The organism is Rhodococcus sp. PAMC28707 (assembly GCF_004795915.1).
Taxonomy (GTDB): domain Bacteria; phylum Actinomycetota; class Actinomycetes; order Mycobacteriales; family Mycobacteriaceae; genus Rhodococcoides.
Genome location: NZ_CP039253.1, coordinates 4673690 through 4686522, shown reverse-complemented (window position 1 = coordinate 4686522; position 12833 = coordinate 4673690). Strand labels below are relative to the sequence as shown.

Here is a 12833-nt window from a genome sequence, read left to right as displayed (position 1 = left end):
CGGCACGGATGGCTAACGCGAGTGTCGGGCGAAGAACTGAGCCCCACCGGTGACCTCGGATTGTGGGACTCCAGCGTGCCCGCCCATGTTCGCGTGCAACGCCTTTTCCTCGGAGCCGAAGGCGTCGAACAGTTTCAAAGTGGCCTGCCGGTCGTTCATTTCATCGTCCCACTGCAGGAGAACCTGTAGCGGAATGGTGACCTGACGGGCCTCGTCGAACATGGCGGCGGGCACGAAGCTACCCGCGAACAACACGGCGGCAGTGATACGCGGCTCGACCACCGCCAGCCGGATACCGATGGCTATCGGTCCTCCCGAGAACCCGACCGGTCCGCGAACCTCAGGTAGCGCAAGGAGAGCATCCAAAGCGGCCTGCCATTCCGGAACTGCCTTGTCCACCAGCGGAAGTACGAGCCGATCGACTATCTCGTCGACCGGCTCACCGGTCGCAAGCGCCCGCCGCAGATCGCTGCGGGCTTGCTCCACGGCGGCGGAACGGGTCCGCTCACCGCCGCCAGGAAGCTCGATGGTGGCCGCGGCAAAGCCGTGCTCCAGAACTGAAGCCCGGGCGCGCCCTGCCAACCGGGAATGCATCGCGTGCAATCCCCCAGGGTGGCCGAGCAAAACCAGCGGGACCGGCCCGGGTGCGGACTCGGGAGTCCACAGAATGCCGGGGATCCCGTTGAGAGTGAACGCGCGCTCGAGAACGCCATCGTCAAGCCACGTAGAAGTGAATTTCATGGTCGAACCTTTCGGGAGTGCTCGTGAACGGCGCTCCCGGACTATCTTTTCGTCCGACCGCAATAAGAAGAAGGAGCACCCATGTCGATACAGCGTTCACAGGTACCACCTCCTTGTTCTCGTGCACGGTCTCCGGCAACGTAGCAGGACTGATCGGAATCCAGCAATGGGGTTTTCTGGCAACCCCACAGTCTGGCAACCCCACAGTCTGGATTGACCACAGGCAGATTGCCTTTGCGATAAGGCGATGAGTTTCGATCGCGGCGGCAGCCTGAACGACATGACTCGAACTACCGCACACGTGTCGATCTCCCTTGACGGCTTCGTCACCGGCCCCGACCAGGACAAGGTCAACCCCGTGGGTGTCGGAGGCCTCCAACTGCACACATGACATATCGGTGAGGCCACGAACGAGGCCGATGCCGCCCTCACCGCTGAACTACTGCGGCCCCGCGGATCATTAATCCTGGGCTGCAACATGTTTGGTCCCATCCGCGGTGAATGGGATGAGGACTGGAGCGGGTGGTGGGGTGACAATCCCCCGTACCGCGCACCGGTGTTCGTACTCACCCACTACCAACACGAACCAATCGAGATGGCAGGCGGCACTACTTTTCACTTTGTGACCGATGGTTTCGATTCCGCGTACGCCCAGGCCCAGGCCGTGGCAGGCGAAAACGACATCTCCATCGCCGGCGGCGCGTCGACCATTCGTCAGGCCCTCGCCGCAGGGGTGATCGACGAACTCGTCCTCGACATCACTCCAGTCTTGCTCGGAAGCGATGAATCACCGTTCGAAGGCCTGACAAACTCGAGCCTCGAACCACTCGAAGCCATCCACTCTCCGTTCGCGACACACGTGCGGTATCGCGTGAAGCACTGACCGGGGCGTCGACGAAGGCTCAGAATTTTGCCGACGCCCGGGTGATCAGGGGGCTACGTCACCGACCCCGGTGAACCCATATTGCTCGTGGGGTCCGATGACCGCCACCTCGAAGAGTCCTGCACCCGTGAGGGAGACGCCGTCTTCGATGATGGTGAATCGCGCGAGATTGTCGACAGGGCTGAACATCTTCTTCCAGGGCTCGATCTCGGACACTTTCTCGCGAAACCCCTGGACTACCAGCTCGCCCTGCCACATTCCGTGACGCCAATCCTGCTCGAGGCCGTACCCGGTACCGACCCCCAGATAGTGCGGCAGCACTGGTTCGCAGGTCACGGTGAGGACGTGGTCCGACTTGCCGGGCGAACCCGGTCTACGGAAGTACAGTGTCCCGGTCTCGACCTCGCGGGTACCCGGAACGAAGGTCAGCTCGTGATCCGGTCGGCCCAGCCACTCCCGTTCACGAGTTCGATCGGCGAAGACCCGAGTCGAGTCCTCGACGATGCGCCGACCGTACCTGTCCTCCTGGATGACCGTGACGATGGTGAAGTCTTCGAACTGCATGATCGAGTAGATCCAGAAGAAGTTCTGCTCGGCGGCGATCACCGGATCGGCCTTGCGTCCAGGTGGTTCCGCCTCGCCCACTGGCCGTACGCCCCAGGAACGGTCACGGTTGCCACGCCACGTGTCCGGCGTGACGGGGATGGCCTCGCCGTCGAGCGTCAGTGTCCCCGCCCACGTCCCGGTTTGGACGAACCGCTGGGTGTCGAAGGTAACCCGCTCGAGTTGCCGGTGGAAGTGCCTCGCCTCGAGGTTCGCCGGCACGTCGGACTCGAATTCGAGATCGAAACTGAGGTCGGGAGCCTCCAGACTCGGTTCGAGAACGACTCGCAGACGGTGCAATCCCTCGATGATCTCGATCCGCAACGGTCCGACGGACAGATCCATGCGGTCCTCCCCCAGTGCTCGGGAAGCTCGAAAGACGAGGTGATCGTCTCCGCGTCGCAATACCGCAAACCCGTCGCACACACCGAGATTGGGATACTGGCCGAGTCCGATGATGAGGAACAGTGGATCGGCCCTGTCGACCCCGGCGTGACAATTGAAGTAGTAACGGTCGTAAAAGTTGCGGTCCGAGGTGCCGACATGTCGGATGGGCTCTGCGATTTGGTGGACTGGATAGTCGTCGAGCGGAGACAGAGTCATAGCGCGGCTCCTGCCGTGACGCCGGCCCAGTAGGTGCCGTCCAGCATGGCTTCGAGACTCGCTCGGTGCATGATCATGTCATCTGGGTTCTCCGGTAGCTGAGCTTGACCGAAAGCGACGGCACGGCTCTGCACTCGGAACATGATGACGGCGTGACGAACAGCCGCGTACAGCGTGTAGAAGTCCAGATCGGCCGGTCGGTGCCCGGTCAGCTCTCGATATGTGTCGGCGACGTCCTCGCGACGGAGAAGGTCGGGTAACCCGGGGAGCCCGGCCATCGTGGCGAGATCCTCGAAGAACCTGTGCAAGTAGATCATCCAGCCGAGGTCCAACTCGCGCGGACCGAGCGTGGCCATTTCCCAATCGAGTACCGCTGCAGGCCGGAAGTCCTGATACATGACGTTGCCTATGCGGGAGTCGCCCCAACACAGCACCGCCGGTCGGTCGTCGGTGGGCAGGTTCGCCTCGATCCAGTCGAGTCCGCGTTCGATCAGCGGAGACCGTGGTCCGTCAGCGGTAGCCCACTCGTAGTAGCGCCGTTGACCCGCCACATGCGCACGCAACGCCGTCTCTCCGGTGGGCTCTTCGTCGCCGTCGGTACATCTCAAGCTCGGGCAGACGCGGTGGGGTTCGGCTATGGCATGAAGGTCGACGAGAATCTGGATAGAGGAAAGTTGGAGTCGGGAACGTTCTTCCACCGTGCCCTCGGACAGCCAGGATCCGAAGTTGTACGGCATCACGTCGGGAGGGACGTCGCCCTTGATCCGCTCCATGACGAAGAATTCGCCACCGAGTACCTCAGGCGAGGACTCCGACCAGTAGACACGGGGAATCGGAACCGAGGTGTGGGTCGCTACTGCCCGCATGACATGGAACTGCTGGTCCAAATTGTAGGTCGGGAAGATCGGCACCCCGATGACGGCAGGCGCGATCCTCGCAACCAACTGGTGCTCCGAGCGGCATCCGTCCTCGGTCCACACAGCATCGAACAGCACCGTCTCGTTGGACATGCCTGTCCCGGCCGGAATTTCGGTCGAGGTCACCTCCGGTTCGGATTCGACGTCGAGAACTGTGGCCAGCCAGCGCTCGAGTCGCGCCCGCAAGACAGCGGGATCGCTCCGGGACTCACCTGGTCGGGCGAGCTCGGCAAAGTCGGGATCTGCTCCCATGGATTCAGAAGTCATAACCACTCCTAGTGGTTCGGGAGACACTGATGGCACGCGCTAGTCGTTACACTTTGTATCGACTGAAGTCGTGACAGAATGTAACGGACGTCACACCGAAACCACAAGGGGTTCGTAGAATATGCCGAAGGAACCCGAGGCCCAGCATCGGCTCGGCCCACAGCGGAACCCGACGATCGACGCAGCCGTGCTGGATGCCACCCGACAATTGCTGACAGACAAGGGATATGCCGGCACCACGATCGACGCAATCGCCGCCCTCGCGGGCGTCGGACGCCCCGCCATCTATCGTCGTTGGCCGTCGAAGGCCCACATAGTCAACGAGGCCGTCTACCCGGTTCTGGACACGGATCTGGGCGCCGATATCGACTCGACTCTGGGCGTCACCGGCACGATGGCCGATCAGGTCCACGCACTGGTGCAGGGTGCGGTCACACTTTTCGCCTCCCCTGCCACCCGGGCAGCAGCCCCCGGGCTGATGAGCGAGGTGCGTACCGACGGAGCATTACGTGAAGTGCTGGTCGTACGCCAGCTCGCAGGAGTGCGGGCGGAACTGGAGCGCCGACTGGTTGCAGGCCGCGAACAGGGCGAAATTCGTGCAGGGGTCGACGTGGATACTCTCCTCGACATCCTCGCGGGTGCCGCGATCTTCGCAATGTCAGTCCGCGATATCGCCGATCCTGGACCGGTCGCCGACGCACTGGCCGACATCGTCCTGCACGGCGTCCTTTCCACCGAGCAGTCGGAGGACGATACGCGGACCACCGAATAGCGCTGGTCGGCTCTTCCGCGCACCACAGTGGCCGGAGCCGTCCAGGTACAGCCAGGGCTGCTGGAGTTTCCCCCATCTGCGTCAGTTGTTCGGCACCGAGAGTGGATTCCCATTGCCGGTAGACGGCGAGAGCGCACTCTTCGGCAGCTCTCGTGGCCCGTATTCCTTTGGGTGTCAACATGATCAACGTCTACCGCTTGTCCCGAGGATTCTCGACGCGCTCGAGATATCTCGACTCGACGAGTTGGTCGGTCATCTGGCGTTCAACAATCTCGACGAACGATGCGGGTTCGAGTTCCTTCACGCAATCGAGGTTCTGTAGCGTGATCGACGTGAATTATTCTCGCGCAACCAAATCCGGCGTACTCACGGCCTGCGCCGCGGCGCTCGCTGTGGTGCTCGCAGCATGCGGCTCCGATTCGACTACCTCATCGGTCAGCGAATCTGCACCCGCATTCACCACCTGCCCGTCCCAAGCACCCGAGGCCGGCACCACACCTCAATGGACGCTTCCCGGATCCACCGGCAGCGTGGCAGTCGCCGGATCAACCGATACGACGGCTCCCCTCGTCGAGGTCACCACACCGTTCGCTGTGACCGAAACCCAGGTGCACACCCTGCAGACCGGTGGCGGACCGGTTGTGGCAGACGACGCGACGGTCTCGGTCTGCTACATGGGAGTCAACGGCCGCGATGGTTCGGTCTTCGACAGCAGCTACGAACGTGGCGCACCGGTCGAGTTCCCGCTTGCGCGAGTCGTACCAGGCTTTCAGAAGGCGATTGCAGGGCAGACTGTCGGGTCGAAGGTAGCCGTCGCGATGACATCCGCCGACGGGTACCCAAGTGGTCAGCCGTCCGCTGGCATCGAGCAAGGCGACACCTTGGTTTTCGCGATCGAGATCATCGATGTCTCGGGCTGATAGACCGTCTCGTCTGATAAACGGGGGCCGGTAGCAAGGCCATTCTCGACCTTCACCCAGCCGCTTGCAGCGTGCAACAGCTTCCCTTCCCTTTTCAAGATATAGCGCGCCCGGGGCCTTGTGGCAAGACCCCGGGTGCGGCGCAGAATTACCGGCTGAAGCCGAAAGCTGCGGAAAGGGAGGGAAACTCATGTATCTACCTGTGCCGGATCAACCTTCTTCGATCCCATCGCGAATCGAGTCGTGGGAGGCGGTGGCGTGATTGCATCGCGAAATCCACCGACTCACTGCTCGCCTTCGGTCTCTACGCCGATTCGGCCTGGACCTGTGTCGCGGCCACGTCGTCGATGCCGAAACACACGAATCGTCGTACATCGGCAGGCTAGGACTCCTGGACACGGAGGGAAATCAACTCCTCGTCGACTGGCGCTCCCCTTCAGCCGAGCCGTACTTCGTCGCGACACAGGCCAACCCGATGGGGCTGGCGCGCCGGCGTCGGTATCGCTGGACTCGCGGCCGCGTGAGCGACTACTGGGACGAGGTTTTCACTGCTGAGGAACTCGAAGGCGAGAATGGGGAGCACCGACTCGCTGCCCTCGACGATCACTCGGCATTCATGGCGAGTCTCGGCAGTGACAGGTCGCACCGGATGCGCGATGTGCTGGGAACGATCCAAGCCGATCAGGATGCGATTATTCGGGCAGGATCGCGCGGTGCGCTCGTCGTCGACGGGGGTCCCGGCACGGGTAAGACGGTCGTCGCTCTACACCGTGCTGCGTACCTTTTGTACGCCGATGCCCTGGTCGGTAGTCATCGAGGTGGTGTGCTGTTCGTCGGGCCGCACGAGCCCTACCTGGCCTACGTCGCCGACGTCTTACCGCGCCTCGGTGAGGAGGGCGTCCACATCTGCACCTTGCGGGACCTCGTGCCGGAAGGTGGGTCCGCCGCACTCGAGGATGACGCTTCGATCGCATGACTCAAAGCGTCGCGACATCTCGTGACGGCCATCGAGTCGGCCGTCAGTTTCTCCGAGCAGCCACCGACCACGGGAATGACCGTCGAGACCGACTGGGCCGGCCTTTGGATCGGTCCACGGGACTGGGTCGAAGCGTTCGGTGCACCCGAACCTGGCATCCCGCACAACGACGCCCCAGAACAAGTGTGGGAGTTGCTTCTGACGATCATGACCGACAAATACGAAGGTGACGTTTCGGCCACGACTATCCGAACGTCGTTGCACGAGAACGAGGAGTTGCGCGCTGCTCTGGAGAAGGCATGGATCTTGGTCGAAGCCGCCGACCTCGTCGCAGATCTGTGGTCGGTACCCGCTTACCTTCGGACATGTGCGCCCTCGCTCAGCGAGGACTACATCACCACGCTGCAGCGTCCGAACCCCAAGGGTTGGACAGTCTCCGACCTCCCTCTCCTCGATGCCGCGCGTAGGCGCCTCGGCGACCCGAACCTGTCTCTCCGGCGCCGCCGCCGAACTGCGGCCGCAGCGGCCGAATGTAAGCAGATGGACAGGGTTGTCGACGAGCTACTTCAATTGGACGACGACGAAGGAATGATCGGCCAACTTCGCCAAGAGGGCATTCGACATGCCCTCGCCGACGACATGGTTCTGATAGATGACGAATCCCTCGACAACGGTCACGCCGCACTAGCAGGTCCGTTCGCGCACATAGTGGTCGACGAAGCTCGAGAACTGACCGATGCGGAGTGACAGATGTTGTTGTCACGCTGCCCATCCCGGAGCTTCACCATCGTCGGAGATCGCGCCCAAGCTCGCCGAGGGTTCACGGAGTCGTGGCAGGAGCGGCTGCGACGAGTCGGGTTCGAACACGTCGAGGTGGCGTTGCTGACCATCAACTACCGAACACCCGAAGAAATCATGACGGAAGCCGAACCGATCATTCGAAACGTTCTGCCGGACGCCAACGTGCCGACCTCCATTCGTCGGAGCGGCATCCCCGTCGTCCACGGATGCACGTCGGAGTTGACTTCGATTATCGAGTCATGGCTGGCCCAGCACACCGAAGGGATCGTCTGCATCACCAGCGCCGATGCCACCGGAAGTATCGAACTCCGAGCGAATTCGCGCGTTCGCGTGCTGACTCCACAAATGTCCAAGGACCTCGAGTTCGATCTCGTAATTCTGATCCACCCCGACGCATTCGGTACAGACACCGAGGGAGCGGTCGACCGCTATGTCGCGACGACGCATGCGACGCAAAAGTTGTTCGTACTCAAGACTTCTCGATAGGAACCCGAAAGGACCACCCATGCCTCAGCCGTCGTGTTCGCTCTTACGTCGTCGAGCGCGCAAGCGACCGAACTTGATGGCGAAGGCCCCCAGAATCACCAACCACCCGGCAGCCAGGACACATAGCCCCACCGTGGTTGCCGACATAGTCTTGTGGTCGTCGGCATATACGTATCCGACACCTGCCCATATCGCAGCCACCACAACAAACAACCCCATCGCAGCCACCACAGCCCGGACCGTTCGGTTCGTGCGCATTACCTTGATCACCGGGAGAGTATGCCCCCGATTCGCGCGACGAAACGGATTCTCCGAGTCGCCTGGGCCACACGAACGTTCACGACGGCCGAGCACGCTACGTAGACTGCGACCATGGCACTCGATCATGGCGATCCCGGCGACGCTCCTTCCGTTCCTCCCCCATTGGGCGAGTTCGAGCCTGCCCGACGGATGTCGGCGGCCGAAGAGGCTCGAACCGTCGCAGCATCGACCAACATAGGCACCCTCGCAAGTTTGACTGTCGAGGGCGACCCGTGGGCTTCCTACATCACCTATGGCCTATTGGGCGGCTCACCGGTCCTGTGTGTTTCGAAAATGGCCGAGCATGGACGGAACCTCGATCACGACCCTAGGGCGAGTTTGTCGGTGGTCTCCCCAGCATCGGTGACCGATCCACTAGCGACATCGAGAATCACTCTGGCCGGCGTGGTGGAACGACCATCCGGCGACGAGATGGCCGCTGCGAGGCAAGCGCATCGATCGGCTGTCCCCGCCGCCAAGTACTACATCGACTACAGCGATTTCTCGGTGTGGATTCTGCGTGTGAATCGAGTCCGCTGGGTAGGCGGATACGGCCGGATGGATTCTGCAATCGGTGAGGACTACGCATCTGCGACGGCAGACCCCGTCACAATGCAGGCCGCCGGTGCGCTCACGCACTTGAACGAGGATCACAGCGAGTCGTTACTCGCAATGGCGCGCGCTATCGGTGGCTACTCGGATGCGACGGAATGTACGGTCATGTCGGCCGACCGGTACGGACTCGACCTCGCCGTGCTCACTCCACGTGGGAAGGCAACGACGCGCGTTGCATATGCCGAACCTATTACCGCCGTCTCCGACCTACGCGCGGCGACAGTGGAGTTGGCACAGCGCGCTCGCGCCCGATGATCCGACGAGACACTTCTGAAGCGATACAGAAGTAAGCGTGTCGGTTTTCGCAATCGACCACTGATCACTCGCCCAGGTCAGTGGCACTAATCGTCACGTCAGCATCCGATTCGACCTCCGACATGGGAACCTTGCCGAGACACCCCGAACCCGGACCGTTACCGTTGTGGTACATCTCAAATCTCTAGGAGCAGGTTAATGAGCATCCAACCGGTCGAATCGAAGCGTCATCACGTCGTTGTCATCGGTTCCGGATTCGGTGGCTTGTTCGGCGTCAAGGCACTCAAGAAGGCCGACGTCGACGTCACTCTGGTCGCTAAGACCACCCACCACCTATTTCAGCCTCTTCTCTACCAGGTAGCCACCGGCATCCTGTCCGTGGGCGAAATTGCTCCCACGACAAGGGTCATCCTGCGTAAGCAAAAGAATGCAGAGGTACTCCTCGGTGACGTTCTAGCCATCGATCTGACCGCCAAGACGGTCACCTCCAAGCTGCTCGAACGCGTCACCGTCACCCACTTCGACAGTCTCATCGTCGCGGCCGGAGCGCAGCAGTCGTACTTCGGCAACGACCACTTCGCCGAGTTCGCACCTGGCATGAAGACGATCGACGACGCTCTCGAACTTCGTGGTCGTATTCTCGGCGCATTCGAGCAGGCCGAATTGTCGGACGATCAGGAAGAGAAGGACCGTCTGATGACCTTCGTGGTTGTCGGCGCAGGACCCACCGGCGTCGAACTCGCCGGTCAGATAGCAGAACTGGCAGATCGCACCCTCGACGGCGCATTCCGAAACATCGACCCTCGTGACGCGCGTGTCATTCTGCTCGACGCGGCCCCAGCCGTGCTGCCACCCATGGGCGAAAAGCTCGGCCACAAAGCCGCAGCACGTCTCGAGAAGCTCGGCGTCGAGATTCAGCTGAATGCCATGGTCACCGATGTGGACATCGATGGCCTGACCGTCAAGGAAAAGGACGGTACGACCCGTCGCATCGACGCACAGTGCAAGGTCTGGTCCGCCGGAGTGCAGGGCAGCCCGCTCGGGAAGCAACTCACTGATCAGTCCGGATCCGAGACCGATCGCGCCGGGAGGGTCATCGTCGAACCCGATCTGACGGTCAAAGGCCATCCCAATGTCTTCGTGGTCGGCGACCTGATGTCCGTCGAAGATGTTCCCGGTATGGCACAGGGCGCAATCCAGGGGGCCAACTACGCCGCCAAGCAAATCAAGGCGTCACTGACCGGTGCTGATCCGGCAGAACGTAAGCCGTTCAAGTACTTCGACAAGGGCTCCATGGCCACGGTGTCGCGTTTCAATGCGGTGGCCAAGGTCGGAAAGTTCGAGTTCGGCGGGTTCATCGCTTGGGTCATGTGGCTCGCATTGCACCTGTACTACCTGGTCGGTTACCGCAGCCGCCTCACCACGGTCATTTCTTGGTTCGTCACCTTCCTCGGCAAGGGACGTGCACAGATGGCGTCTACCGAGCAGCAGGTGTTCGCACGATTGGCCATCGAACAGTTGAACTCGATGGAATCGAAACGCTCGTCGAAGAGGGTGGAAAAGCAGGAGCAGAAAGCCGCAGGCTGACCGCTTCACCGATGGTGATCACTCGGCGTCATTCGTGCATATTTCGTGCATGGGTGGCGCCGAGTTCGTGCAACATGCCGTGCACGACGTCGTCGTCGAGTCGGTAGGTCATCTTCTTGCCGTCTCGCTGAACGGCAACCCATCCCTGGTTGCGAAGAAGGCGTAGAGCGTGCGAGACGGCGGTCGGCGCCATCTCCAGCGCCGACGCCAGATCGGTGACGCAAATGCCGGGCGCCCGGTGCATACACAGCAGAATGCGCAGCCGAGTCGGATCGCCCAACAGGTCGAAGCGTTGGACCCATACCCCGATGTCCTCGACAGCGGCGATTGCCGCACGTGCCTGGGCGACATGCTCGAGATCGAACGCTCCGGCCCCCGGAGACGACATACCGCTGCCGGCCGATTCACTCATGACTGCAAAGGTAGTGCGTCGAGTCGGAGGAGAATCATCGACGCGGCAACGCGGTGCACACAGCAGCGGTCACACCGCGCCGACAATCTCCTCGTCGTCTCATGTCGCGGCGTTTCCCAGAATTGCCGTGTCGACGATATTGGCGAGTCGAACTTTGCCTTGCGCAACCAACTTTCCTGCTTCGTCGGATATGTCCACCTGCCAGATCTGCTGAGTGCGGCCCCGATGGACCGGGGTGGCGACGCCGGTGAGTCGTCCCGAACGCGTTGCGCGGAGGAAGTCCGTGTTGTTGTTGACGCCCACGACGTGTCCGCGGTCGCCGAGCCACACGCTTCCACCGATACTCGCAAGCGACTCGACCACGGCACAGAGAACCCCACCATGCATGATTCCTGCTGGCTGGTGGAGCTTGGGCGTCACATCCCAGGACGCACGGACTCGATCGCCCGAGACCTCGTGATACTCGAGTCCTAGTGTGCCGTCGAAGCCCGGTGCGACCATCTCGGTGATGTCGGCTGGATCGACATTCGTGTCAGAGGGAGTTGTTGCCTTCGGTTCGTTCTGGCTCATCGGGCCCTCCTAATGTGTGGTGGCCGCGCGTGGCGTGCGGCGTGTGATCTCCCCAGGACTACACGAGACCCAGCCGAGAAAAATCGGCGGGCCCCACATCCGAATGGATGTAGAGCCCGCCGCGGCAAGGACCGGGAGTCACTGCAGCCCTCAGGACTCCGGCGCGATCCGTTGGTTTCCACAACAGCCTAGGCTACCCTTACTTTATCTGCAAGCTGTGTTCACGACGCTCGCAAGCGAAGTCGTCCGATCGACGCGGGACGCGAACGGACCGGAGCTCCGGCAGCAACAAATGCGTCGAGAAGCGCTTGTCCTCGACGCGCACTCGACACTCCGAGCGATCTCGACAACATGGGCACGTGCGTAGATGCACCGAGCACTGCATCACCTACCAACGACCAGAAGACCCGCAAGTCGAGGGGCGCACGATCAGCGATCGACCGAGCAACGACATCGAGGGAAGTGATGCATCGGTGAGCCGACCAGATCAGCAGTGCTTCCTCACATGGGAGAGTGACCGTCCCCGAAGCCCCATCGAGGCTGTCGCCGGGCAAGACTCTCAGCACGGGCGAAGTGAGCCCCGCCCAGTCGATACCGCCGTCGCTGTCCATGTGAATCCACAGATTGTCGATGCCCGGATCCCACGCACGCCCCTGGAGAACCAACAAGGCGACGACGCGGCCCACGGTTGCATGAATCAGCGCGGTTGCCACCTGAATCGCTGCCACGTCGGGAGTCTTCACGTCCTCGAGGGAACGAGTGATCATCTGCTCCGCTCGACCATTTTCGAGGCCTACTGCCAACTGCCACCAGCGACGTTTGGCCTCGTTCGCCATCGATGCAACCGCATACATGCGGGGGTAGTCCGAGTTCAGCGCACGAAGGCCGACGCACGCCTCGCCCAGTGGACCGCCCTCGTCGCTGCACGTAAGCGAACGATGCACATCGGCCCAGGCATCGGACGTCGTTGTTGCAACTGACACCAGAACACTCCCTTGTTCGAACGACATAGCCCTGAAGGGCCACAATCAATAGGTTAGCCTAACCAATATGCCGAGTCGACACCGCGGCTTTGGATTTCATGTGCCGGTACGGATTGGCTAGCCTTCCCGGACGCAGAGACGG

General features: G+C 61.8%; 12 protein-coding genes and 1 pseudogene. 6 read left to right on the top strand and 7 right to left on the bottom strand.

What is annotated here, in order from left to right; translation table 11 throughout:
* Window positions 1–12: 12 nt before the first annotated feature.
* Complete coding sequence (locus E5720_RS21410) at window positions 13–741, bottom strand: alpha/beta hydrolase (protein ID WP_136172292.1); 729 nt, start codon at window positions 739–741, stop codon at window positions 13–15.
* 394 nt (window positions 742–1135) lie between these two features.
* On the opposite strand from E5720_RS21410, the gene E5720_RS21405 reads away from it, so the two are divergent.
* Entirely contained in the window at window positions 1136–1624 is a 489-nt protein-coding gene (locus E5720_RS21405; RefSeq protein ID WP_348769862.1) for a dihydrofolate reductase family protein, read from the top strand.
* Window positions 1625–1669: 45 nt separating this feature from the next.
* Here E5720_RS21405 and E5720_RS21400 read toward each other — a convergent pair whose 3' ends face one another.
* Together E5720_RS21400 and E5720_RS21395 are read right to left on the bottom strand one after the other, a co-directional pair.
* Complete coding sequence (locus E5720_RS21400) at window positions 1670–2830, bottom strand: hypothetical protein (RefSeq protein ID WP_136172291.1); 1161 nt, start codon at window positions 2828–2830, stop codon at window positions 1670–1672.
* Window positions 2827–4014, bottom strand: a complete 1188-nt coding sequence (locus tag E5720_RS21395) for a phosphotransferase family protein (protein WP_136172290.1) — start codon at window positions 4012–4014, stop codon at window positions 2827–2829. Before E5720_RS21395 ends, E5720_RS21400 begins: the two co-directional genes overlap by 4 nt.
* 121 nt (window positions 4015–4135) lie before the next feature.
* On the opposite strand from E5720_RS21395, the gene E5720_RS21390 reads away from it, so the two are divergent.
* The 3 genes and pseudogenes from E5720_RS21390 to helR all read left to right on the top strand — a co-directional run.
* Window positions 4136–4786, top strand: coding sequence for a TetR/AcrR family transcriptional regulator (locus tag E5720_RS21390; RefSeq protein ID WP_136172289.1), 651 nt, complete (start codon window positions 4136–4138; stop codon window positions 4784–4786).
* A gap of 332 nt (window positions 4787–5118) precedes the next feature.
* Window positions 5119–5706, top strand: coding sequence for an FKBP-type peptidyl-prolyl cis-trans isomerase (locus tag E5720_RS21385; protein WP_247596093.1), 588 nt, complete (start codon window positions 5119–5121; stop codon window positions 5704–5706).
* 271 nt (window positions 5707–5977) lie between these two features.
* Window positions 5978–7969: pseudogene (gene helR, locus E5720_RS21875) on the top strand (RNA polymerase recycling motor ATPase HelR); the annotation flags it as partial.
* A gap of 24 nt (window positions 7970–7993) precedes the next feature.
* Here the strand turns inward: helR and E5720_RS21365 are convergent.
* Window positions 7994–8239 carry a hypothetical protein gene (locus E5720_RS21365; RefSeq protein WP_247596092.1) on the bottom strand — a complete coding sequence of 82 codons (246 nt, stop codon included), beginning with the start codon at window positions 8237–8239 and terminating at the stop codon, window positions 7994–7996.
* Window positions 8240–8341: 102 nt separating this feature from the next.
* Here E5720_RS21365 and E5720_RS21360 point away from each other — a divergent pair, with 102 nt between their 5' ends.
* Together E5720_RS21360 and E5720_RS21355 are read left to right on the top strand one after the other, a co-directional pair.
* A complete protein-coding gene (locus E5720_RS21360; protein ID WP_136172285.1) occupies window positions 8342–9139 on the top strand; it encodes a DUF2470 domain-containing protein in 798 nt (265 codons plus the stop codon).
* A 198-nt stretch (window positions 9140–9337) separates the two neighbouring features.
* Window positions 9338–10726 (top strand): NAD(P)/FAD-dependent oxidoreductase, encoded by a 1389-nt coding sequence (locus tag E5720_RS21355; RefSeq protein WP_136172284.1) that lies wholly within the window; start codon window positions 9338–9340, stop codon window positions 10724–10726.
* Window positions 10727–10754: 28 nt separating this feature from the next.
* Here the strand turns inward: E5720_RS21355 and E5720_RS21350 are convergent, their stop codons facing one another.
* The 3 genes from E5720_RS21350 to E5720_RS21340 form a co-directional block, all read right to left on the bottom strand.
* A complete protein-coding gene (locus tag E5720_RS21350; RefSeq protein WP_136172878.1) occupies window positions 10755–11114 on the bottom strand; it encodes a metalloregulator ArsR/SmtB family transcription factor in 360 nt (119 codons plus the stop codon).
* A 123-nt stretch (window positions 11115–11237) separates the two neighbouring features.
* Window positions 11238–11639, bottom strand: coding sequence for a PaaI family thioesterase (locus E5720_RS21345; RefSeq protein ID WP_247596370.1), 402 nt, complete (start codon window positions 11637–11639; stop codon window positions 11238–11240).
* 290 nt (window positions 11640–11929) lie between these two features.
* Window positions 11930–12691, bottom strand: a complete 762-nt coding sequence (locus E5720_RS21340) for a hypothetical protein (RefSeq protein WP_136172282.1) — start codon at window positions 12689–12691, stop codon at window positions 11930–11932.
* Window positions 12692–12833: the final 142 nt, after the last annotated feature.